At 67.3% G+C, this 23,722-nt stretch carries 8 protein-coding genes, 1 tRNA gene and 6 pseudogenes; 7 read left to right on the top strand and 8 right to left on the bottom strand.

The annotated features are described in order from the left end of the window. Positions 1–622: 622 nt before the first annotated feature. The 3 genes and pseudogenes from ACFWTC_RS32775 to ACFWTC_RS32765 all read right to left on the bottom strand — a co-directional run bounded on the left by ACFWTC_RS32775 (position 623) and on the right by ACFWTC_RS32765 (position 2,469). Positions 623–979 carry a hypothetical protein gene (locus tag ACFWTC_RS32775; RefSeq protein ID WP_384029631.1) on the bottom strand — a complete coding sequence of 119 codons (357 nt, stop codon included), beginning with the start codon at positions 977–979 and terminating at the stop codon, positions 623–625. Beyond that, positions 976–1,776: pseudogene (locus ACFWTC_RS32770) on the bottom strand (conjugal transfer protein TraA); the annotation flags it as partial. The pseudogene ACFWTC_RS32770 and the gene ACFWTC_RS32775, both read right to left, overlap by 4 nt. A 435-nt stretch (positions 1,777–2,211) precedes the next feature. Further along, the gene (locus ACFWTC_RS32765; protein ID WP_384029633.1) at positions 2,212–2,469 is read right to left on the bottom strand and encodes a hypothetical protein; all 258 of its coding nucleotides are present in this window, start codon (positions 2,467–2,469) and stop codon (positions 2,212–2,214) included. Between the two features lie 1,039 nt (positions 2,470–3,508). On the opposite strand from ACFWTC_RS32765, the gene ACFWTC_RS32760 reads away from it, so the two are divergent. Further along, positions 3,509–3,895, top strand: coding sequence for a hypothetical protein (locus ACFWTC_RS32760; protein WP_384029635.1), 387 nt, complete (start codon positions 3,509–3,511; stop codon positions 3,893–3,895). 214 nt (positions 3,896–4,109) lie between these two features. Here the strand turns inward: ACFWTC_RS32760 and ACFWTC_RS32755 are convergent, their stop codons facing one another. Then, entirely contained in the window at positions 4,110–5,063 is a 954-nt protein-coding gene (locus tag ACFWTC_RS32755; protein WP_384029637.1) for a hypothetical protein, read from the bottom strand. 145 nt (positions 5,064–5,208) lie between these two features. After that, on the bottom strand, positions 5,209–5,430 hold the full coding sequence (locus ACFWTC_RS32750) for a hypothetical protein (RefSeq protein ID WP_384029639.1): 222 nt from the start codon (positions 5,428–5,430) through the stop codon (positions 5,209–5,211). 470 nt (positions 5,431–5,900) lie between these two features. On the opposite strand from ACFWTC_RS32750, the gene ACFWTC_RS32745 reads away from it, so the two are divergent. Beyond that, positions 5,901–5,975 (top strand) — tRNA-Gly (locus ACFWTC_RS32745). A 402-nt stretch (positions 5,976–6,377) separates the two neighbouring features. Beyond that, positions 6,378–7,016, top strand: a pseudogene (locus ACFWTC_RS32740) (helix-turn-helix domain-containing protein); the annotation flags it as partial. On the opposite strand, the pseudogene ACFWTC_RS32735 reads toward ACFWTC_RS32740, so the two are convergent. After that, positions 7,007–7,891: pseudogene (locus ACFWTC_RS32735) on the bottom strand (IS701 family transposase); the annotation flags it as partial. The pseudogenes ACFWTC_RS32740 and ACFWTC_RS32735 overlap by 10 nt on opposite strands. A 147-nt stretch (positions 7,892–8,038) precedes the next feature. Between ACFWTC_RS32735 and ACFWTC_RS32730 the strand changes: the two are divergent. Next, positions 8,039–9,292 (top strand): annotated as a pseudogene (locus ACFWTC_RS32730) (IS1380 family transposase); the annotation flags it as partial. On the opposite strand, the pseudogene ACFWTC_RS32725 reads toward ACFWTC_RS32730, so the two are convergent. Beyond that, positions 9,286–9,471, bottom strand: a pseudogene (locus tag ACFWTC_RS32725) (transposase family protein); the annotation flags it as partial. The pseudogenes ACFWTC_RS32730 and ACFWTC_RS32725 overlap by 7 nt on opposite strands. A gap of 790 nt (positions 9,472–10,261) precedes the next feature. Beyond that, positions 10,262–17,749, bottom strand: a complete 7,488-nt coding sequence (locus ACFWTC_RS32720; protein WP_384029641.1) for a polymorphic toxin-type HINT domain-containing protein — start codon at positions 17,747–17,749, stop codon at positions 10,262–10,264. A 358-nt stretch (positions 17,750–18,107) separates the two neighbouring features. Between ACFWTC_RS32720 and ACFWTC_RS32715 the strand changes: the two genes are divergently transcribed. From ACFWTC_RS32715 to ACFWTC_RS32705, 3 genes and pseudogenes are all read left to right on the top strand, one after another. Then, a complete protein-coding gene (locus tag ACFWTC_RS32715; protein ID WP_384029643.1) occupies positions 18,108–21,353 on the top strand; it encodes an FG-GAP-like repeat-containing protein in 3,246 nt (1,081 codons plus the stop codon). 168 nt (positions 21,354–21,521) lie between these two features. After that, positions 21,522–22,617: pseudogene (locus tag ACFWTC_RS32710) on the top strand (ISL3 family transposase); the annotation flags it as partial. Between the two features lie 714 nt (positions 22,618–23,331). Further along, the coding region (locus ACFWTC_RS32705) for an RICIN domain-containing protein (RefSeq protein WP_384074905.1) at positions 23,332–23,722 on the top strand (391 nt) is incomplete at its 3' end.

Here is a 23,722-nt window from a genome sequence, read left to right as displayed (position 1 = left end):
TCCGCACCGGCACCCTGCCCCGGGCCATGGCCTCCTTGCGCAACCTCGCCATCGGCATCTTCCGCCAGGACGGCCGGACCAACATCGCTGCCGCCGTCCGCCATACCGGCCGCGACTACCACCGGCCCCTACAGGCCCTCGGCCTCACCTGACGAACCCGGACAGATCTCGATCATGCAATGACCCTGGGCTCCGAAGGGCCACGAAACCTTCATCTCTCGCACAGCATCACTTCTGGAAATCGCTCCTACACGCAACTTCCTTTCATGTTCAGGACACACGTCAAGGGGAAACACCCCGGTAGCGAACCTGGTCAAGGGGCTCCGGTCAGCCACCCAGACCTGGTCAAGGGGTAGGCGGTCGGCCGGTGCGCACGATCCGGGAGGTGCGCTTCACGTGCGGTGCGGAACATCGGATGCCAGACATCGCCGTGCGCGCGAGTGCCGAACATCGTGGTGCTCACGGGAGTGGAGTCCACCGTCAGCCGGTGCGCGCCGGAGTGGAGTCCACCGGGTGGTGGCCACCCGGTGGACTCCACTCGATGCTCTGCATCGGATGCAGAGCATCGTCCACTGGATGCTGAACATCGTGGGCTCCACTCGGTGGACGATGCCCGGCATCGTCACCACAGCCAGGCGGTGGAGTGCCGCACCCGGGACAGGGCGCGGGCATCGCGGCGTGCGGCGGCGTTGCCGATCCGGCTCTGCCGGGAGCGGGGCCGGCGCGACTGCCCGGCGGCGAGGCGGCGCTTCCCGGCGTCCTGGAGCCGACGCCGCTGCTTGCGCAGCTCCACCTTCTCCGCCGCCTTCGACTTCAGCTGCCGGGGCCGCTTCCACACCGGCTGCCACCCCAGGTCTTCGTCGAGCTCTTGCTCTTGGTCCCCGTCGAGCGCGGCGGCCATCTCCTTGTGGGCTGCCCGGGCTCGGGCGAGGGCGTCCTCGAGTCCCGGGATCTCCGGGTTCTCCTCCGGTGTGCTCATGCGACTCCTCCACTGGGTGTCCGGCCCGGCATCTGCTGCACGCCGGGCTGCTGGGTGTGTGACGACGGGGACGCCGACGGGATGGGCTGCGGCGCGGGGCGAAGGGCGGCGGCGCGCTCCCGGACACCGTCCTGGAGCTTGGCGGCCATCTTGGCGACGGCCTCGATCGTGGCGCGGGTCTGCTCCAGCGCGGCGACATCGGTCCCCTGCTCTTGGGCGCGGCCGGCCTTCCTGTCCGTGCGCGACGGACGCGGGTGAGACCTCGAGGCGTCGGGTACGGCGACGGTGTGCGGGCGGGCACGGGAGCCAAGGCGGTCCGAGCGGCGCGTGGCGTGGACCCGGGCGGTCAGCGCTCCGGCGGCAAGGCGGGCCCGCTCGTAGAGAGGAGCGGTCCGCTTGCGGGTCAGCGGGCGCAGCACGGCCTGGTCGTCGGTGTCGCGCGGGTACAGGGCGCGCAGATCGGCGGTCATCATCCGGCCCCGCCCGACGGGCCGGGTGTAGTCGTCGACGACCACCTGCACGATCTGTTCGTCCAGGCCCCTGTGGTGGGGTCGGCCGCGCAGGACGTAGGAGAGGTGGCGGCGGGCTTCGGCGAGGAGGTGGTGGCGCTTGAACGCGCCGCGCATCACGTACACCACAGCCACGACGTCGACCACCGGCCGCACCCGCGCCCACACCGCTACGGCTGCCGCCCGCGCCCGGTCCGCGAGTCGGTCGATGGTGTCGGCGCCGAACCTGCGGATCGCCGACTCCCGCCATCCCTCGCGCAGCTCGGACAGCGACCGCAGCTCCTTGCGCCCGCCCAGCAGGGGAAATCAGGCTGTGAGCCACACAGCGCACAGGGCGGGACGGGCCGGGATTTTGGGGCGGCCCGGCGGTACTGCCCCCGATCGAAGCGGGCACCGGGCCTAACCCGCGCACGCCATATCGGCACGGACTGCACCCGACCCTAACCGCCCTCCAGCGGGCGGGTGGGCGACCGGTCCTGACACCTGGCAGTGACACCACGGCGGGCGGTGACGGCGTTCCCCGACGCATTGAGGAGGCGCGCCAGGTGTCAGGACCGCGGGGACCGTCCCGGGTCTCAAGGGGGAACCGGTGATGAGCCTCCGGGGCGGCGTGCGTCCCGGCCACTCCAACGACCAGCCCAGGCCCCGGACACGCCTCCGGCCGCCTGTGCGAACCCGGCCGCCCACGCCTCGAGGTCGCGGGAGCGGCGCCCGCCGGCTTCCTCAGTGCCCCTCACGCGCCGCGAGGGCGGCCGCCAGGCCCGGCCGGACCTTCAGCAGGTCGCGCCATTCGGCATCGGTGAGCTGCCGGCGGATCAACGCCGCCTCGTACATCGCGAACCGGCCCGGCGCGGAGTCGCCAGAGACGGGCGGTTGGTCAGCGTCGCGCTGGAAGCCATGACCGGTACAAGGCCCGGAGACGAACCAGGTCCGTGAGCCCTGCGCGAGCCGAACCGTACGTTTCGCGTACACCGTCCTCACGGGCGGCCCCTCGAATCCGGGCCCAGGGCGCCCGCGTGCTCGCGTGCCCGCGCGAGCGGACTACCGGCGCAGCCGACGACCGAGGGCTCTGCAGCCGGCTTCCCGTCCGAGGAGCCACACCCAGCCATCAGACAGACAGCCACCCCAACACCCGCAACCTCCACACTCGCACAACGCCTCCCGCATTCGTGATCATCACGTCACGCTAGCGCCCACAACATCCACCCCACCCCGAACCGCCCACACTTACGAGCTCCCCCCTCCCCTGCCCCCGCCCATCCGCCATCTCCCCCGACCTGCTCCACCCCCCTCCTACCTATAAGTCGGACTCCCCAGCGGCTGCAATTCGGGGTTTGAACAGGCAAAATGCAAGCCGCCCCGCAGCTGCGCCTACCCCCACCTGTGCCCGGACCCATCCCCCGACTGTGCCCCCACCTGTGCCCCGCGCCTGCCGACGCCTCGCCATCGCCCGGACGAGCCGTCACCCGCCGCGCACGGAGCACCCCGTGTCCCGGCCGGGCACATCGGAGATACCGGCTGGTACAAGGGCGGGAAGCGGAGGGGCGGCCGCGGGCGGGGCCAAAACGTCCGGCTCCTCCAGCGGCCAGCAGCGCTGACGCCAGACCCGACGCCCCGGTGCCACTCCCGGCGCCAACCGGGCGAGCACCGCACGCCCGTGACCTGCGGTGGGGGAGGCTTTCGGTGACGTCACCAAAGCCGTCAAGCCCGCCTGCCACAGCCAGGAGACCGTCGGCGGCAACGTCGACCAAGAGTCGGCTGCCGGGGGCGCCAGAGCCGCAGCTCCTCGTTCGCCGCCGTCCCCGTCTGGTTCACCGGATCGCCGGGCCACCGCAGCTTCGGTGCGTCACCTCGGGTAGGTGGCCGATGCAACAGTTGAGCTTGTTCTATTACGACCCAAGCAAGTTTCGGGCGTGCCCGACATGAAAGGGACAGACCTCAGATGACAGCCGATAGCAAGACGCCCTTAGCCCCGACTCAGCGCGCCCTCACGCTGGTAGCACCCTTCATCGTGGGAGCCGTGGCTACAGCAATCGCGTTTCTCCTGTTCAGGAGCTCCTTCACGGGAAACGTCGCCACCCACTTCACTCTTGATGGCAACGCCAACGGATTCAGCGCCCCCGGCGCCGCACTTGGCCAGTACATGGTGGTCTTCTTGATCGAGGCCCTCGGCATCGGTGCTGCCCTCATATCCGCCAAGACCGCCATCACCACCGTGCGGGCGCTGGGCGTCTTCGCCTGGGGCCTGGCATCCGCAACCGCGTGCCTGTTCGTGCTGGCCATGTGGGTCAGCACCGGCTCTGAAGGCCAAGAGGTACGGCTGTCCAGCCAACAGGTCGTCATAGCCGTCGCGGTGGGACTCGCTGTGGCCGTGGGCGGATGGCTCGTGTCACGGAAGCGGGCATGAGCCGGCAAGGGGAAACGGGCCCGGTTCCTGGCGTGGCAGCGTTCCCTGGTCAGCGGGTGGATGCTCGCCACCGGGCTGGTCTCGGTGGCTGCGTAGGTGAGACGTGAGAACGAATGCCGGTGAGCCTCGGCAACGTTTCCAGCCCGACAGGGCTCGGAATGTCGGTCAGAAACAGAAACAACGGGATGCTGCCACAGGCCTAACGGCACGGAGTTCAGCAGTCGTAGCGATGGGTGTAGGGGGTGTCCGGGCAGGTGCGGCAGACGAAGAAGTACATGCCACCGAGGTCGCCCAGGTCCATGTGGTGTCCGAATGCGTCGAGGGCTGCGGGGTCCGCTTCGGCTCGCCAGGACGGGGTCGTGGCCTGGTCCTGGTTGGGGTCCCGCTCGTCCAGGGGCAACCAGCGGCCCATGTCCGCCTCGGTCGCGGTGACGCTGAGCAGGTGCTCCATGCGCGTGCCGCAGTTCGCGCAGTCGGGCCAGTTCGGCGGCTGGGTCCAGCTCGGATAGCCGCCGACCTTGCTCTGCTGAGTGGTGGCCACCTCGAAGTAGTCGAAGCCGCGTTCCTTCTGCAGGGCCTCGAAGCGTTCGCCGAGCTGCTCGCTGAGTTCGTCCGGCAGGTCCCAGTTCGGGTACTCCACGGCTTCTGTGGGGGACACCGTGCACGGCCGGGGCAGGTAGTCCTCCTCCGCGGTGTGCGGGAGGGGCGGTTTGTCGGCAGAGGCGTCGGCGGCTGTCAGCGCCGTGTTGCGCCAGTGGAGGCGGGGGTTGGCCGCGTACTTGTCGTCCTCGTGCACGAGCGGGCACCACAGGATCTGCAGCAGGTCGGTGCCGGTGGGAAAGGCGAGGTCGGGCACGTCTCGTGCGTACAGCTGGACCACCGGGACCATCGCGACCGGATCGGGCCCGACGGGTACGGCGAGCGGCTTGTAGTGGTCCGGTTCGGCGCACATCGGCCAGGGTTCGCCAGCCGGCCACAGCAGGGGCCCGCCGATGGAGCTGTCGCCCGGGCCCGGCTGCCCGGCCCGGGGGTAGAGAAGGGTGACCTCGCGGGCCGTACCGGCCAGCTCCGGAAAGACCGACTCGACCTCGAAGGGAATCGGCGCCAGCAGCCGCGGTCCGGTCGGCCGAGCCTGAACGGTGCCCTGCTGTATGCGCCCTGACGGCATGAGGTCTCCTGCTGCTGATGGTCGTACGCCGCCGACCTTAGCCCCCGCATCCGACAGCGGTTCTCTCCGCGCCTCGTACGGTCCTGCATCCCGCCAGTGCGGGGTCCTGGCGGTCGTGGTCCTTCCGGATCGAGTGGAGGGCGGTTCAGACGTCCTCGACCGCGGTCGTCACCCGGGTCGTCCTGCGGACGAGGCGATAGGACACCGCGGGCGGGGCGTGCACCCGGCACCACTCAAGTCGCTCCAAGGCCTCATCCCGCTCGTCAGAGGTCCCTGAAAGCGAGCGCCACTGGCCGCCGAAACCGGACTCGACCCACCAGACAACCCGGCAGTCCGTCTCGCTCTCTCCCCCGTCATCTCCCACCATGCTGCAAGGCTATCCCCGCCCGGACGGCGCCCGGTTCGGGACGTACTCGTCAACGAGCGGCCCGTGCGACGCAATGTCCTGCCAATCCTCCGGGCGCGTACGAGGCGCGGGCAGAGGCCGGAACCCGGGCGGGCCCGTGGTGGCTGGGCGCTGCCGGCCGGGGCGGTACCGGCGACGTGTGACGGCTGCCGATCCCGCCCGCGGTCGACAGCGCCACGGGGCTGCCGGGAGCAGCCGTCCGACGGCGGCTCCCGGCAGCCGCCATTTCACCCCTTGGCCGGGGCGGGCCAAGCGGTGACGCGCTGGGGCGGGGATGAGCTCCATCCGTACAGAGGGCAAGCCGACCGGGGCGCAGGGTCGGGCCGGCAGCCTGGGCCGTGCGGGTGCGGCCGTTGCACAGCTGCGAACGCAGGCTCGAAAACCCGCTACGCGGGTCCTGACGGGAGCGCATAGGGTGCGCGTACCGCGGCGGGGGCTGTAGCGCAGAGGTAGACGCGCCCTCTTGCCAAGAGGGAAGGACGCCGGTTCGAATCCGGTCGCTCCCCCGCCGTGCAGTACCCACGAAACGGCCGGAGCCGGCACGGGTCCTGAACCCCCGCGCGGCTAGCACGGGTTGTGGCCGCAGGCCGGGCGCAGCGCGTGCCCAGGCAGCGGCCGCGCGGCCGGTACGGGCGGCTCCGCCCCTACTGCGCCTCGTCCCGCGGTACCCGGTGGGGTGCGGCGAGGTTAAAGGCCGCAGGAGGCAACTCCAGACAAAGCCCTGCCTCGCCCCCGCTGTAATGGCCTCCGCAGGAGCAGAAACTCCCCTCGTAGGCGTAGCAATGCCGGAAGTGCCTCTGTCGGCAACGGGTGAAACGAGGGCCACGTACGGCGGATGAAAAGTGAGCCACTCCGCGATCTCTTGATCATTCTGACTTCACTGGTTCTGGGGTCAGGAGGAAGAGAGGGTGATCCACGTGGAGGACTGGGCTGAGATCCGTCGGCTGCACCGGTCTGAGGGGCTGTCGGCCCGGGCGGTGGCCCGGCAGCTGGGGATTTCCAGGACCACCGTGCTGCGGGCTCTGGCCTCGGACCGGCCGCCGCAGTACCGGCGGGCCGCGAAGGGTTCGGCGGTGGACGTGGTGGAGCCCGAGATCCGTGAGCTGTTGAAGCAGACTCCGACGATGCCGGTCACCGTGATCGCGGAGAGGATCGGGTGGGAGCGTGGGCTGACGGTTCTGCGCGAGCGGGTTCGCGAGCTGCGGCCGGCCTATCTGCCGGTGGATCCGGTCTCGCGGACGGTCTACCAGCCCGGCGAGCTCGCCCAGTGCGACCTGTGGTTCCCGCCGGCCGACATCCCACTGGGCTATGGGCAGTCGGGCCGGCCGCCGGTACTCGTGATCGTTTCCGGCTACTCGCGGGTGATCACAGCCCGGATGCTTCCCTCCCGGCAGACCGGTGATCTGATCGACGGCCACTGGCGCCTACTCACCGCCTGGGGCGCCGTCCCGAAGATGCTGGTCTGGGACAACGAGGCAGGTATCGGGAAAGGCAGGCTGACCAGCGAGTTCGCCGCTTTCGCCGGTCTTCTCGCCGTGCTCACGCTTCGGCGGGCGATCACCCAGTGTCGGCGGTCCTCGCGGTGCCAGGGCCGGACCTCCACTCTCGCCCAGTCATAGACGCGCGGGCCGTGGGCACCCATCCCGCAGGAACGGCGCTTCCACTTCTGCCTCGCAAGGCCGTTGAACAGGTCGTGAACCGGGTGGTCCATGGCCCAGCGGGAGACGACGGTGTCGTGGCGAGTGGTTGCCATGACGTGGAAGACATCGGCCCGCTCGAGCTCGGTTCGCCAGCCCTTGGAGAAGCCGTAGGCGGCGTCCGCGGTCACCCACCGGAACGGAATCCTCGCCGCGATCGCCCGGCGGACCATGGCTTTGGCGATGACCACCTTCGTCTCGAAGGCGACTGCTTCACCGATGCCCGCGGCCCGGCAGCGCTCCCGGTCATCGGTCCATGACGTGGGCAGATACAAGCGGCGGTCGATCAACGTCCGACCCCGTTCCCCGGCGTAGGCGAGGAAGACACCGACCTGGCAATTCTCCGTGCGGCCTGCTGTTCCCGAGTATTGGCGCTGGACTCCGGCCGAGCGGACGCCCTTCTTCAGGAACCCGGTGTCGTCCACGATCAGCACCGCTTCCGGGTCACCGAGATGCTCGACGACGTAGTCGCGGACGTCGTCGAGGACTTCATCGGCGTCCCAGTCGCACCGGTTCAGCAGCCGGTGCATGCGGTCCGGGCCCCCATGCCCTGCTTCCTCCGCGAGCGTCCAGCCGTTCTTCCGCTCCAGCGGCGATATCAGCCCCCGCATATACGCCAGTGCCGACTCACGTGGCTCCGACCGGGCAAACCGGTGCACGAAACGCTCATGCACCGCACCCAGACCCGCCGCCCACGCCCTCACATCACCAAGTACCCCACCCATAAACAGACCAACGACCAACCTGGCCACCAGTCACGCCAAAGACCGTTGCAGTACTAGCCTCGCCGTTTCGGTTGGGTACGGCAGCTGGTGAGGCGGAAACGCGAAAGTGCCTTCCTGACCTGGAACGATGAACCTTGCTGAGGGGTTCTGTCGGTCCAAGCGGAGGGCACTTTCTACGTGCAGGCTATCGGGTTGCGTCCCAAGGTCCATGTCAGCGCCGATGGTTCGGGGGTGGTCGGGCATGCCGGGGCGCGGTTGCTGGCGGATCTCGCTGATGCCACCGGGCTGACCGCCGCGTACTCCGCCGCTCTCAGGCCGCTTCGGCCGCGCGGGACCGGACACGATCCGGGACGGATCGCCACCGACCTGGCGGTGATGCTCGCCAACGGAGGCGAGGCCATCGCGGACCTGGCAGTACTGCGGTACCAGGGCGAGGTGTTCGGCGCCGTCGCCTCGACACCGACGGCCTGGCGACTGCTCGCCGACACCGACGAGAGGACACTGACCGCTCTGCGCTCGGCCCGTGCCCAGGCCCGGGAAGTCGCCTGGCTGCAAGCCGCCGAGCAAGGTGAGGACATACCCGCAGTCCGGGCCGCGGGACGCATGCTGCCCGGGCTGGTCCTGGACCTCGACGCCACGCTGGTCGCCTGCCACTCCGAGAAGGACCAGGCCGCACCCACCTACAAGGGCAGCTTCGGATTCCACCCGCTGCTGTGCTTCCTCGCGAACACCGGAGAGGGATTGTCCGGCCGGCTGCGGCCCGGAAACGCCGGCGCCAACACCGCGAGCGACCACATCACGGTGCTCGACCAGGCACTCGCGCAGATCCCCGACGCCCACGGGCACGGCACTGACATCCTTGTCCGCACCGACAGCGCCGGATCCGCGAAGGCCTTCCTCACCCACGTCCGAGACGTGCGGAAACGCGGGATCCGCACCTCCTTCTCAGTCGGATACGCGGTCACCGAGCCCGTCCGCCACGCGATCCGGGCCATGCCCGACCGTCTCTGGCATCCCGCCCTGGACCAGGGCGGCTCGCTCCGTGCCGGCGCTAAGGTCGCCGAGCTGACCGGGATGGTCGAGCTGACCGGTTATCCGGCCGGCACGCGCATCATCGTGCGCCGCGAGCGGCCGCACCCCGGGGCCCAGCTGTCCCTGTTCGACCAGGACGAGGGCCTGCGGCACCAGGTGTTTCTCACCGACACTCCCTACTCCGGTGGTGGCTCCGCCCAGTTCCTGGAGGTCCGTCACCGCGGGCATGCCACCGTCGAGGACCACATCCGGTGCGGCAAGACCACCGGCTTCGGCCGCTTCCCCTCCCGCCACTTCGCGATCAACGCGGCCTGGCTCGAACTCAGCCTCGCGGCGATCGACCTGCTGGCCTGGATGCCGACGCTGATGCGAAAGCCCGCGGCGATCTGGGCCAGCGTGAGGTGATGGCGCAGATACACCAACGCGACCATCGCCCGTCCGGACGAGCGGAGCTTGCACCGGCGGTCACCCTCTCGGAGGACGATGAGCATCGTGACCGCCTCCACCAGTGCGTGGGGCAGGTCCAGTGCGGCAGGATACGTAACCAACGGGGCTCCCCAGCGGGCGAGATGAGATGTCAGATACCTCCCTCAACTGCTGAGGAGCCCCTTCCGTTCTGCCACCAGCACTCCGTCGCCGGCATCACCCGATCGGTGGCCACACTGAAAATTCTCAGTAACAACGATCCGATGATCCGCAGCAACTCGGGCGGGCTCGAATCGCCCGAGTTGACCGCAACTCGCTACAAGGTCAGTAGTGCCGCTTGCACTCGGATCTTGAAGTATGGGTGGCATGATGGAAACTCAATTATTTCCTTTAGCCACTCCACCGAACTGGCTGGCGTCAGTTGAATGAGATCGATCGCGGCATCAACTCTGTCCTCAATTCGCGGCGCATTTGTAGCGGTCTCACGAAGGCGCCGGGTGGTCGAGCTGTGAACTCTCCCATCCTTTCCGTCGATGAGAGCTTGAAGGAACTCACTAGGTGGCCGGTAGTCATGGCGATCTATGTAGTGGTATATGAGATTCGGTGCCGAGAAAATTTTCCCGCATCTTGAGGCCGCATGTATTTCTCCACTGCCGAGGTGGTGCTCGACTCCGGATATTTCGACAGAAGTCAATTCGCCCCTTACTCGAAAAGTCGAGCAGAAGTAGCAGGGGTGACTCCCTCGCATTTGGTTTCTCGGCAGCCTTACCTGCGAACCAAGAATTTCCATAACCTCGGAGTCGACCGATCCTGTAGTAAAGCCACGCCAGCGGCTCAGCCAGCCGACGTTCAAGTCTGGGATCGTAGAGCTGGAATAGGTGTATTTGGACAGGTCCTGGTAGTACGTCAAATCTACTGCCCCTTAGAGCCGAGACAGGCTGCCCAATGACACGTACCCATCCCTGGTTGCAGCAAGTCGGACAATGCAGTCTTCGAGGTTACAGTAGTCGACTTCTGGTGGATAGCAAGGTTGGGCGTAGGAGGGGAAAGCTGCAGGTTGCGCACTATTGAGCCCGGGCCATACAGGTTCACAGGCACCAGTGACGTGTCTCCGATTTCTGCGCGGAAGCCTGTGAAATCGCTGATTGTGTGCCCCTTCGGTCCGTATGTTGCAAGGGATGTTCCCTCCGGAATTCGGGTCCAGCCGTTGGAGAGAGACCACCCTCCATGCCCTGCGAAGACCGTCTGCCCATCTGGGCGCCCACTTCCGGCTGCAGCCTGTGCTGCTTCATTGCAATTGTGGACGAGCACTGGCGTGGCCCCCGCCAGCACATAGTACGTGTGGAGGTCGGCGACGGTGAGGTTGTAGGTCTCGTTGACAGCTTGGTATGTGCGGGTCCGTACCACGGCCGCTGTCTGTCCCTCATCCGTGCGGAGGGTCATACCTGGCTTGAGCTCGTCTGCGTTCACCCAGGTCTGGTCCGTTTCGGACCAGAACGGGTGGTGGCCTGTGGTGGTGATAGTCGCGATGCCGTTGTTGGTTTCGATGCCGAGGTCGACGTATTTTTTGTCGTCCTCGGTAAAGATTGTGGCTGTGACCGTCTTGGCTGCAGTTTCCCCGGTTTCAGGGTTGGTTGCGGTGACTTCCTCGCCTGTGGTCAATTCTTCGATGGGTTTGCTGGTGCCGTCGGCCAGGAGAACTTTAGTTCCTGCGGTAAAGCTGTCGCAGCGCCCGAATACCTTCGTCAGGAGTTTTGCGAGTCCCTTGGTGCCGGCCTTGATTCCACCCTTTATCAATCCGCCCGGCATGGGTGCTACGACTTGGCCGAAGAGGTATGAACCGCTGTCCGTGTCTACGCCGAGGTGTTGCATCAGGGCTCCGTACCCTGTTGCGAAGGGCCCCGGCCTTGTCAGGGTTCCTGAACCGAAGAGGGCGAAATCGGCAACCTCAACAAAGCTCTGCCCTATGCCACCGGCCATGTTTTTCAGGGAGAGTTGGCGTGGTTTGTATCCCTTGTAGGGGTCTCGGGGTGCTCTTCTTTGGAAGTTTGCGGAGATTTGTTCGCTGATGGTGCTGCGGTTCCAGCCTTGTTGGCCGGCTTTCCGGCCGACGCGGGATTCGTAGTACATGTACTGGTGGGACCAGGGCATGTAGTCGATTTGGCTGGAGTTGGAGGCGGTGATGGTGGTGTTGCCGTTGCAGCTGTAGAGGGTGCCGCATTCTTCGCTGCGCAGGCCGCTGGGGTCGGATCCGGTGATGGGGTTGCCGCTTGCGTAGGTGTAGCCGTTCATCTGGAGCGGGTCGGTGATGTCGATGATGGGGTCGACGCTGATGAAGCGGCCGGTGATCGGGTCGTACTCGCGGGCGCCTATGTGGGTGAGGCCGGTGGTGTTGTCGTCTGTGCCGGTTCCGAGGAAGGTGCGGTTGCCGGGCCAGTCGGCGGGCTGTGCGCCGCGGGGGTTGCCGTAGGGGTCGGATTTGCGGCGGGTGATCTTCTGGTTTTCGGCTTGTTCGACGTTGGCGGTTGCGGTGTTGTGGTGGTCGGTGACCAGGACGGACAGCTTGTGGTTGTCCTTCTTGCCGTCGGTGTGGCGGACTGTGGTGGTGCCGCCGGGGCCGGTGTAGTAGCGGACGGCGTCGAGGGGCTGGCCGGCCTTGTTGACGGTGATCTCGGTGTCACCGAGGTAGAGGGTGCGTGCGCTGCCGGTTTCCTGGATGAGGCGGTTGTCGCCGGCATCGTAGAGGTAGCTGGTGAGGTTGCTGAAGGTCCACTGCTGGGCGGCGGCGCCGCTGGTGCAGGTGAAGATGTGTAGGTCGTTGCCTTCGGCGGGGTTGTTGTTGGGGACGGTGACGCAGGCCTTGGCGGCCGTGCTGTAGAGGGTCTTGTCTGTGGCGTTGTAGGTGAACTTCTGCTCTTCGCTGCCGTTGCAGGTTGCCAGCCGGGCCCGGGCGTCCTGGGCGGTGAGGCATTTGCCGAGGGCTTGGATGGTGTCGCCGGTGATGCGCCACTGCTGGGCTTTGGACTCGTTGCACGACAGGAGTTGTGCGGGGGTCCCGTCGGTGTTCTTGCCGTCTTCGACGTCGAGGCATTTCCCGCCGAGACCGGTTATGGCTACGCCGCCGATGCCGGGGCTGGTGGCGTTGACCAGCTTGTTGCGGCGGTCCCAGCCGAGGGTCTGGGTGTCGCCGTCGATGCGGCGGGTCTTGGTGTTTCCGGTGGCGTCGTAGGTGTAGGTGGACAGGGAGTTGACTACTGTCCCTGCTTTACGGGTGGTCTCCTCGGCCTTGGCCAGTGCGTGGGGCTGGGTGGTGACCGGGGGCTGGGTCCCGTTGCCGGCGACGGTCACGCCGTAGGTGTACGAGGTTTCGTCGTCGGTGGCGTACGCGACCTTGCCGTCAGGCCCCTTGGTGAGGGTGCGGTTGATGAACTTGGTGCGGTTGCCGATCTTGTCGAACTGGTATTCCTGCCAGAACCCGTCGTTGTCTGGGCCGGCGTCGACGTTCTCGAGGGTGGGCGCGGTGCAGGCCGCGGTCTTGCCGGTCCAGGCTTGGGTGAGCTGGCCCATGGTGTCGTGGGTGAAGCACTGGCGCTCCACGCGGCCACCGGGCTGGGTGTCGGTGATCGAGGTCGGGTTGCCGACTGCGTCGTAGGTGTACGACAGCGCCGAGACGAGGGGGTCGGGCGTTTCGCGGTGGCTGGAGGCTTCGGTGACGCGGCCCGTGTTCGGGTTGTAGAGGGTGCTGGACCACATCCGGTTCGGAGCACTGCCGGTTGCGGTGCGCAGGACCTGGCCGGACGGGCTGTAGATGGTGTCGGCGGTGTACCAGTCCAGACCCGACATGGTCTGGGGCAGGCCGTCGGCGTTGTACCGGGTGATCAGCTTTTCGGCGGCGAGCCCGCCCGGGGTGGAGGGCAGGGTGGTGGACTGGACCTTGCCTGTGGGGGTGTAGGTGGTGCTGTAGGCGTAGGTTCCGGCCAGGCCCTTGGTGGCGCCGACGTCCGGGATCGTGATCTTGGAGCCGGTGGGCCGGCCTTCGGTGTCGTAGCCGGTGACCTCGCTGGTGTATGCGGTGCCATTGGCACCGCCGGTGTAGCGGGTCGAGGCGACGGGCAGGCCCTTGCCCTTGGGCAGGGTGTCGTAGGTCCAGGCCGAGATGAGGGCGCCGTCGGCGGTGTCCGCATGCAGTGCGGTTTTGCGGCCGAGGGCGTCGTACTTCGTGACCTGGGAACGGTTCAAGGAGTTGGTGGTGGAGACCTGCTGGTCGAGGTTGTCGTAGGTGAACGTCGAGCGGCCCATGTCGGGGTCGTCGGAGGACGTCATCCGGCCGCGGGCGTCGTAGGCGTAGGTCCAGTTGTTGCCGGCGGCGTCGGTGACCTTGGCCAGGTTTCCTCGGACGTCGTAGGAGTACCTGGTCTTCGTCGTGGTGGGGTCCTCGACCTTGTCCGCGTCGACCGTGGTGGACGTGTAGTGCTCCACCAGCGAGGTCCGGTTCTGGACGTCGGTGGTGGTCTTGACCGCGCGGCTTCCCGGCAGCGGGGCTGATCCGTTGGCGGACATGCCCGTCCGTGCCAGTGTCCAGTCACCGCCGTACTGGGTGGTGGCGGACTGTATGGGAACGCCCTCGAAGAGGGTGGTGGTGCGCAGTGCGCGGCCGAGTCCGTCGTAGGCGGTCTGGGTTGAATTGTGCACTTCGGTCATGGACTTCGGTACGAAGATCCCGGTGTCCGGGGTGCCTTCGGCGAGGTAGCCGCTGTTGGTCTGTCGGACGGTGCCGTTCGCGCTGTAGAGCGTGTCGGTGACGATCCGGCCGCCGCCCAGGGCCTCGGCCTGGCTCTGGCGGGGGCGCAGCAGGCCGTCATAGATGGTGAGTGAGGTGCTGTAGGTTCCGTTGTCCTTGAGCGCGCGGGAGATGACGACCGGCGTTTTGAGTTCGGAGATCTGGTATTCGAACGTGTAGGCGGCCTTGTCGGTGGCCTTCTGCGAAGCCGTCCGGACCTCGGTACGGCGGCCGAGTTCGTCGTAGGCCGTCGTGGCCTTGCCGCCGTTGGCGTCGGTCGTCTCCAGCACGCTGCCCCGGGCAGGATCGAGCTTGGTCGTCACCGTGTGCCCGAGGGCGTTGGTGGAGGTGACGCTGAACGGCGGCCCCGTTTCCGGGCTGAAGGCAGAGGCCGAGGGGTTGCCCGCGCCGTCGTAGGTCTTGACGGCACGCCCGAGCGCGTCGTACTCAGTACGCGTTGTGGTCACCCAGGCGGTGCCTGCCGCGTCGAGTGTGTCGACCTGGTAGGGGAGGCCCCTCGTCGGGGCGGTGCCGAACGCGGCGGGAGCGTCGTAGGAGATGCGCTCGTCGGCGAGGACCGTGCCGGTTGCGGTCTTCGAGCAGTCACCGGCGGTCTTCCGGTTCTGCTGGGGAAGGCCGATCAGGTTCTTGTCGGTGTTGTGTACATAGATAGGCTTGGCGCAGGCCTGCTCGACCTCGACCCACTTGGTGCCGTCGTGCGTCAGGGTCTCGATCTGAGTGGCGAAAGGCAGACCGTAGTTGACGCTGTCGGTGGCGTCGTCGCTGTCGTAGGTGGTGCGGGTGCGCACCATGCGGGACTTTCCGCCGCTGACGTTCTGGATCTCGTCAGTTCGCGAGGTGCCCCGTCGGAATGCCTCGAGGTTCGTGGTGTCGGTCCGGGCACGGACCGCCGTCCGCTCGCTCCAGGGCACGGTGAGAACCCGGGAGACGATGCTCCCTCCGGTCTTGGAGTAGGTGATGGTTTCGGCGGCCTGGCCCTGGTGCTGAAGCAGGTCCTCGCCGAGGTCTTCTGTTCCGGTGGAGTCCTTGACGGTGATCTTCGCGCGGCCTGCGTCACCGGACATGCCGCGGAAGTAGCGGGTACGGGTCTGGGACTGCTCGGTGGAGTCGGGCTTGCCCGCGTTCGCGGTGACTCCGCGCTTGGTCAGGACGCTGACGTAGCCGCGCCACTGGTTGTAGGTGCGCAGATCCGACTTGGTGAACTCGTCGGTGTCCTTGGCCCAGGCGGCATCGCCCTCATAGGTGTACGTGGTGGTGACGTCGGGCTGGCGGGCGACCCGGTCCTTTTCGACGACGCTCTCGACGACGTACTTGTTGAACCACTCGACCGGAACTTTCTCCGGCTCCAGCCCGGAGTCCGCGGACCAGCGGGACGGGAAGCAGCGGGTGGTGTTCTCTTCGGGCTTGGGCCGGGTGGCTCCGACCGGGCAGGGGGCGGAGTAGTCGATGTAGATCTCGCCGCCGGTTTCGGTGCGGATCGTCTCCACACGCAGCCGGTCGAAGTCCGGTGCGTCCTCGTCGGCCGACTTCGCGACGCGGTTGGGCATGTCGATCGCATTGGCCAGGAAGGAGACCGCCGGCATCGACACGCCGGTGGCGCCGTCCTTGGCACCGTACCCGGTGCGGGTGATGGACTCCAGCCACAGCGGCGGGTGTGTGTCGGTCCGATGCGCGGGCAGGGACTGCTTCAGGGACCACTGGTCGACTTTGGAGAGGGCGGTCGAGCCCTCGGTGCGCTGTCCATAGGTGGTGACTGCGGCCAGGCGCTTGCGCGACCAGAACGTCGGTGATGAGACGTAGCATTTCGCCGCGTCCGCCTTGCAGTGCAGGGTGGTGGGAGTGTCCCACCAGCCACGCTTGTCCCCGGCGTTCTTGGAACCGAACTGCGCATCACCGCACTTGGTGTCGCGGTCCTCGAAGCAGCGCTCCTCTACTCCGAAATCAACCCGCCCGGCAGGTGCTCCGGCGAGGTTGTCGGCGCGGAGGCCGTAGAGAATCCGAAGGGGATACCCGCCGCGGACGTATCCGACCTTGTCGCTGTCCTTCTCCCCGTACTTTTCGTTCCTGGCGTAGCGGTTTTCCTCCCTGTGCCAGTCGATGACCATGGCATTGCCGTGGATGTCCTCGACGTAGTCGAGGTTCCAGCGCCAGGCCTGCTTGCAGGAGGAGTCGGCGTAGGCGGGCTTGTAGCAGGGGTCGTCAGGATGGTTTCCGAAGACGGGGACGGAGAAGACTGAGTTGGTGACGGTCTGCGGGGAGGTGCCGTCGCCGTGGGTGCCGACATTGTGGCGACCGTAGTGGTAGCGCATCCCGTCGCGCGTGGTGACGATCCAGTACTCGCCGTCCTTGGCGCCGTTAGCCCCGCCTGTCTTCCGCTCGACCTTGGAGCCGTCGTCAGAGGTGGGTATCCACTTGCCGCTCGCGGTGTCGTGGACGAGTTCGGTGGTGTTGCCGCCGAGGGACAGGGCGAGGTTGTCACCCGCCCAGCAGAGGTCTTCCTTCTTCTTGTCCTTGGCGTTGTCGTTGTTGGGCTTCTTCGGGTTCGCCTTCACGTCCGCGGCGCAGGAGCGGTAGCGGCGCTCGATGAAGCCGGGGTTGTAATCCCAGCCGTCGCCTACCCAGGAGGCCTGGCCGTTGGTCGCCGACGTCTTGCCGTCAACAGCCTGGGAGGAGTACGAGAACGCGATGCTGGGCGTGGGTCCCGCGGCCGCCGGCGGCACGGTCAGCGGGTAGGTCCAGGAGAACCCTCCACCGCTGCTGCCGGCCGTCCAGGTACCCGAAGGGGAGAGCGACGTGGCCTTGTAACTGCCACCCGCCCCCGCACCTCCGTCGCTCGCCGCAAGAAGGAAGGAGCCACCCCCGGCTCCGCTCATCGTGCGCATACCGGGATCCTGCGAAGCAGCCGGATCAACGGTGGCCCGGATCTTCTTGCCGGACGGGTCAGCGGTATTCGGAATGTCGGTTGAGACGGTGCATTCGTCACGGAGAGGCTTCTCAAGGAAGCACACAGGTAGCTGCTTCAGCTTCAGGCGGGTAGCCCACTCCGTGCCGTAGAGGTCCTTGAACTTCGCGTAGTCCAACGCGACGTCAACGGGAGTGGCCCCGCCGGCAGGCGGCGTGATCTTGATGAGGGCGCCGTCGATGTCGGCATCTTCGGTGGCGGCACGCGCCTCCATGGACACCGACCAAGTGCCCGACGGAGCGGTGTCGGAGCCCTTTGCCTTGCCGATGCTGACGGGAAGGGAACCGACCGGGACGAGGGCGTCGCCTGCAGCCGGCTGCAGGTTGACGGTGCCCGCGCCCTCCTGCGGCGTCTTCTGTTTGGGCTCGTACGCCCCGGGCGGGAGCGGCGCGGTGCCGGCCCAGCCCTTGAGTTTCGCAGCCGCGACCTCGTCGAGTTTGGCCTTGAGGTCCTTCTGGAGATCTGGGAGCTGTATCCCGGACCGGCCGCCCGGTGGCGCGGCCCAGGCTTGAACGGGAAGAAGAGATGCGACCAGCACCACGGACAGCGTGATGCCGACTTGCCCGGCGAGGCGCGCGCGTTTAGGGCGCGCCTTTCTGTTTCCGGGCAGGCGGAAATTCGCCGAGAACGGCGACATGTGGACCCCCCACGATCTGCCGCCGCGGCGATGGCACGCGGCAGGCAGGAAACTGACAGATATCCTCCTGATTCTGAGGCCGGCAAAGAAGAAAATCCATACCCCGATAATCGATGTGGCCTTAATCACCTTACTGTCCGCATATCTGGGATAAATTATGCAAAACGGTCGTTAACGGCGACCTGGATGGTGAATGCCAGGGGCGATGATGTCAGTGCGATGGTCCATGCTCGGCTCGCGCACGCTTTGCGTGAAAGGCGAGCGGGGAATGGACCTTTCGCCATCAAGTTGATGGCTGAATCATTTGTGAGTGCCGAGGGCTGCGGAACCGTGCGCCCGAGGGGGGAGAAGAACAACGATGGCTGTCAGTGAACCCGTGGACGGCAGTCCGCCAACAGCTCCGGCGGAAACGAAAGTCGCCGTACCTGGACGGCGGTGGCTCAAGCGCCGCAGGAGCGCGGGCGGTCTCGCCGCCCTCCTCGCCCTGGCCGTCGCGGTCCCGGCCGGTATCCACCTGACCGGAAGTGAGAAGACGAACGGCAGGACCGCTGACCCCGACGCACCCGTAGCCGCACCGGAGGCCCGTCGGCTGGCTCGTGAAGCCGGCAAAGACGTAGAGGTCACCGCCGAGCGCAGCGCGAACACCACCACCTGGGCCCAGCCCGACGGCCTGTTCAGGAAGCAGGTCTCCTCTGCGGCGACGCGCGCCCGGGTCGGCGGCGCGTGGAAGCCGATCGATACGGATCTGGAGCGGGTGGAGGGCGGGTTCGCAGCCAAGGCGGTCAACGGCTCAGTCGTCTTCAGCGCCGGATCCAAGCAGCAGACCGACGGCGGGCAGCGCGCCTCCCGCGGCACAAGCCGGGTATCGCTGACACCCGCAGCCTTCCAGCGCGACATGCCATCCACGGCGTGGACCGAGCTGGTCCGGCTGAACACCGGTGGCCACGACATGGTGGTGAGCTGGCCCGGCCCCCTTCCCGAGCCGGTCCTGGACGGCCCCCGGGCCCTCTACGAGAACGTCCGGCCCGGCATCGACCTCGTCATGACGGCCCAGGACGGCGGCTACTCCCACCTTCTGGTCATCAAGGACAAGCAGGCCGCAGCCGACCCCCTCCTGAGCCGGCTCGACTACCGGCTCGCCTCGCCCGACCTGACTTTCCACCTGAACGCGCCGTCCGGCGCGATCAGCGCCAACGACGACCGGGGCGAGGAGGTCGCCGGCGCACCGTCTCCCCTGATGTGGGATTCCAGCGGCAAGGTCGCCACCACCGACGACGCGCCCGCCTGGAAGCCCACCGAGGTCGCCGGCGCGCACCCGACCCTGGCCCTCGCTGGGCTGGCCGGAGCGGAGGGGGCAAGCATGAAGGTGGCCGCTTCCGCTCTCGCCGACAACACGCTTTCCCTTACACCGGACAATTCCTGGCTCAACGCTCCGGAAACGGTGTATCCGGTCTTTATCGACCCCTCCTTCAAGGGGCACAAGCACTCCTGGAGTCTGCTGTACAAGACCCAGGGCAACTCGAGCTTCTACAACGGGCAGAATTACAACGCCAGCGGTACCAATGAAGCCCGTGTCGGTTACGAGTCCACGTCTGGCGGCACATCCCGTTCGATATTCAACTTCTACTTCGGTGGCGAGCTCCACGGCGCTGGAATCATTTCCGCCAAGGTAAGGGCGCTGCAGACCTACTCGTGGTCCTGCGACCGGAAGAAGATGGACATCTACTCGACGCCGTTCGTCGGCTCGTCGAACACGTGGAACAACACCACGGGCTGGTGGGGCAGAAAGGTCGCCTCCGAAGACGCCGGCTACGGATACAACAGCTCGTGCCCCGACAACTGGCTGGCGACCGACATCCACGGACTGGTGTCGGAGGCGGCGAACGCCCGCTGGGGCGCGCTCTCGCTGGGCTTCGCGGCCCCCAACGAGTCCGACTCCTACTACTGGAAGAAGCTCCTCGCCAACGGCGAGACCGCCCCGTACCTGGAGATCGTCTACAACACACCGCCGGACGTGCCGGTCGCCGCGAACATGCAGACCTTCCCCGGTGGCCCGTGCCTCACCAGCGGTGCCGGCACCAGCATCGGCAAGACAGACCTCGTCTTCCAGTCCAAGGGCACCGACCGCGACGGCAGCGCCAACCTCGAAGCCGTGCAGATCGAGATCTGGGATGCCGCCACCGGCGCGAAAAAGTACGAATCCTGGCTCCAGCCCAACAGTGACGGCGTCGTCACCACCACCACCATTTCCCACGACACGTTCGAATCGGGGAAGAAGTACCACTGGCTGTCCCGTGCCAAGGACAGGGACGGATGGTGGTCCCCGGGCAGCGGCCCCGCCGACTCCGGAGGCGGCGGATGGTGCACGTTCACCGTCGACCACACCGCCCCGCCCGCCCCAGCGGTCCGCTCCACCGACTTCCCCGCACCCGGCGCCGACCATGCAGTATGGAGCGTCAACCCGGCCAGTACGAAGGACCAGACCGTTGAGTTCGTGAGCAACGGCGCCAAGCCGGAGGAGATCCGCGAGTACCAGTGGAGCCTGAACAAGCCCCACTTCAACCAGACGGCCGTCCCCACGGCCGACGGCGTCGCCTCGGTCAAACTCCAGGTCGACACCGCAGGCCCCAACGTCCTGTACGTCCGCACCGTCAGCAAGTTCGGCAACATCTCACCCCAAGCCGAGCACCTGTTCCTCGTCAAACCGAGAGCCGGTCTGGACAAGCCCGGCGACGTCACCGGTGACGGCCATCCCGACATCCTCGGCATCGACAAGGACGGAAACCTCCGCTCCTACGCGGGCGACGGCAACGGCGACACCGACGCCTACCTCCCCGGCGCCGTCGAGAACGGCAAGCCCGTCCCCAGCGGCTACTGGAAGGACGCGGCCACGGGGAAGTCAGCACTCATCGCCCACTCCACCGACTGGTTCCCCGGCGACGGCCTCACCGACCTCATCGCACGCATGCCCGACGGGAAGCTGTACGTCTACCCCGGCACCGGCACCGGCCAGTTCGACGCCGGAGCCCGCATAGAGATCCTCCTGCCCTCCGGCGCACCCGACCCCGCCACTCTCCGGCAGCTCGTCGCAGCCGAAGACGTCGACGGCGACACCTTCGCCGACATGTTCGCCATCGACACCGCCGGCGCACTATGGGCCCTCACCGGATACACCGGAGCCAGCTTCACCGCCTCCAAGAAGATGGCCACCAACTGGGCCCCCCGCGACATCATCGGCGTCCGGGACATCTCCGGAGACAACGTCCCCGACCTGCTGTACCGCGACGACGCCAACAACAACCGCGGCCTCGTCCTCCGCAAGGGCAAGCCAGGCCCCAACGGAGGCACCGACCTGACCTCGCTCCAGACCGCCGCCAACTCCGAAGGCGGCGCGGACACCACCTACGCCACCACCAAGTGGAGCAGAGCCGAACTCCCCATGGTCCTCGGCACACCCGACGCCAACGGCGACCAAATCCCCGACATCTGGGCCGTCAGCACCAACGGAAACCAGTACCTCTTCCCCGGCGCCCGCACCACCATGCCCGGCGCCGCATCAGGCGCCGACGAAGACAACTGGAACACCTTCCTCACCATCGGCTAACCAGCCACCACCACACCGAGCAGAAGGGCGCCCGGCCGGACACCACCAGCCGGGCGCCCGCCTTTTCGGGTCTGTCAAACGAGCGGCTCCGTTCCGTGGTCGGTGGTGACGGTGGGTACTCGCCTGTGATCACGAGGCATGCATGATGCCAACACGCCTGCGGGAACGGTGTTTTCGGGGTTATCGGCGCTGGTCATCGATGATGTACGGACGGTGGCGAGGTGGTTCGGGTCACGGCCCGCACCCGGGATGTCCCAGTGTCTTGTCCGTTGTGCGCGGTGCCGAGCGGGAAGGTGCACGGATATCACCGTCGAACGGTGAGGGATGTACCGGTCGATGGCCGCCAGGTCGTGGTCCGGGTGAGGATACGGCGGCTGGTGTGTCCGGCCCTTGGCTGCCCTCGCCAGACCTTCCGTGAGCAGGTCTTCGGGCTGCTGGAGCGCCATCAGCGCCGCACCACGCGCTCTGACCAGCCAGATCTCGCAGGTGGTCAAGGAGTTATGCGGCCGGGCGGCCGCCCGGCTCACCCGCTCGCTGGCCGTGCCCGTCTCGTTCGCCACCGCCCTGCGGCTACTGCGACGCATCCCCGTGCCGGCGGTGCGGACCCCTCGGGTCGTCGGGGTCGACGACTTCGCGCTGCGCCGCCGCCACCGCTACGCCACGATCATCATCGACGCCGAGACCGGCGAGCGCGTCGAGGTGCTTCCCGACCGCGAGGCCGCCACCCTGGAAGCCTGGCTGCGCGGGCATCCCGGCATCGAGGTCGTGTGCCGGGACGGATCGGCCACCTACGCCGAGGCGATCCGCCGGGCCCTGCCCGACGCGGTCCAGGTCAGCGACCGATGGCACCTCTGGCACAACCTGTGCGACAAAGTCCAGGCCGAGGTCCGCGCCCACACCCCCTGCTGGGCCACCGTCAACCCGCCCCACCCGGGCGGAGTACGCGAGCAGACCACCCGCGAACGCTGGCACAAGATCCACGACCTCCTCGGCCAGGGCGTCGGCCTGCTCGACTGCTCCCGCCGCCTGGGCCTGGCCCTGAACACCGTCAAACGCTACGCCCGCATTCCCGAACCCCAGGCCCTGCGCATCGCCCCCCGTCTACCGGCCCTCCCTTGTCGACCCCTACCGCGAGCATTTACGCCGGCGCCGGGCCGAAGAGCCGTCCGTCCCGGTCACCCATCTCCTCGACGAAATCCGCGAGTTTGGCTACACGGGCAGCGCGAACCTCCTGGTCCGCTACCTCAACCAGGGCCGCGCCGAACGATCGATATGACCCTCTGTCACCACTTCCCGCATCCCGCATCCCGCATCCCGCATCCCGCATCCCGGGGAACCTCAGCAGGTCGGTCGGATCGGTGTCGGCGGTGATGCCCTCGTCGGCGAGGAGCGGCGCGATCTCCTGCCACAACCCATCCGCCAGGCCCGCCTGGTTCCGGATGACGAGCAGGGCAGGGGGCTCGGGAGCGTCGAGGCGCAGGTCCGTCATGGCTCCCATGCTCTCCCAGAGCCAGGGCCCGGATGCGGGGTTCACCCCAACGAAAAAAGCCGCGGCACGGGCTTACGCAGCGCTGAGGTCGACGACACTCCGGCCGTATGGCTTCTGCGGCTGCGCAACGACGACGGCTGCGGGCTGACCGATCTCGGCGCGGCCCTCGCTGGCGGACAGGGGCACGCCATCGGCGCATAGGTTCGCCGGGGCCGGGCCGCTGAGACGCAGCCAAGCGAGCCGAACCCCGCCCGGGCAGTTCGGGCCATATGCCGATGACATGTGCAAGTGGATTGAAATATCCATGACAACACTGCAGGCTTCTCTGCGACTCCGCCCACACCCCGGCCCGAAGGCCGGCACCGAAAGGACACGCGCATGACCCAGCGCCTTCTCACCCTCGCCGCCGCCTTAGCCAGCGCCTGGGCGCTCGGCGTCACCTCCGCATCCGCCTCCGGCCCCTCCCCCCTGCCCAGCCCCGGACCGGCCATGTCCGATCAGCGCACATCCGCAGCCGCTGCGAGCGCCTGGCTGATCCACACCTTCAACGGCAAGTGCCTCGAGGTAGAGAACTCCGTGACCACCAACGGCGCCCGCATCCAGCAGTGGACCTGCAACGGACAGGCCGGATCCAAGTGGTACTGGGTCGACGCCGGCAACGGCTACTACACCCTCCGGAACTCCTACAGCGGCAAGTGCCTCGAGGTCGAGAACTCCCTGACCACCAACGGCGCCCGCATCCAGCAGTGGACCTGCAACGGACAGGCCGGATCCAAGTGGTACCCGGTCGACGCCGGCAACGGCTACTACACCCTCCGGAACTCCTACAGCGGCAAGTGCCTCGAGGTCGAGAACTCCCTGACCACCAACGGCGCCCGCA

Origin of the sequence: Streptomyces sp. NPDC058619 (genome assembly GCF_042717785.1) — a bacterium.
Lineage (GTDB): Bacteria > Actinomycetota > Actinomycetes > Streptomycetales > Streptomycetaceae > Streptomyces.
Note: the sequence above shows the minus strand (reverse complement) of the source record. Positions and strands in the feature narration are given on the sequence as shown.

Excerpts from the sequence above, each read along its gene's own strand:
- ACFWTC_RS32775 (WP_384029631.1), bottom strand. The coding sequence starts at position 979 with ATGAGCACACCGGAGGAGAACCCGGAGATCCCGGGACTCGAGGACGCC.
- ACFWTC_RS32755 (WP_384029637.1), bottom strand. The coding sequence starts at position 5,063 with ATGCCGTCAGGGCGCATACAGCAGGGCACCGTTCAGGCTCGGCCGACC.
- ACFWTC_RS32750 (WP_384029639.1), bottom strand. The coding sequence starts at position 5,430 with ATGGTGGGAGATGACGGGGGAGAGAGCGAGACGGACTGCCGGGTTGTC.
- ACFWTC_RS32720 (WP_384029641.1), bottom strand. The coding sequence starts at position 17,749 with ATGTCGCCGTTCTCGGCGAATTTCCGCCTGCCCGGAAACAGAAAGGCG.
- ACFWTC_RS32715 (WP_384029643.1), top strand. The coding sequence starts at position 18,108 with ATGGCTGTCAGTGAACCCGTGGACGGCAGTCCGCCAACAGCTCCGGCG.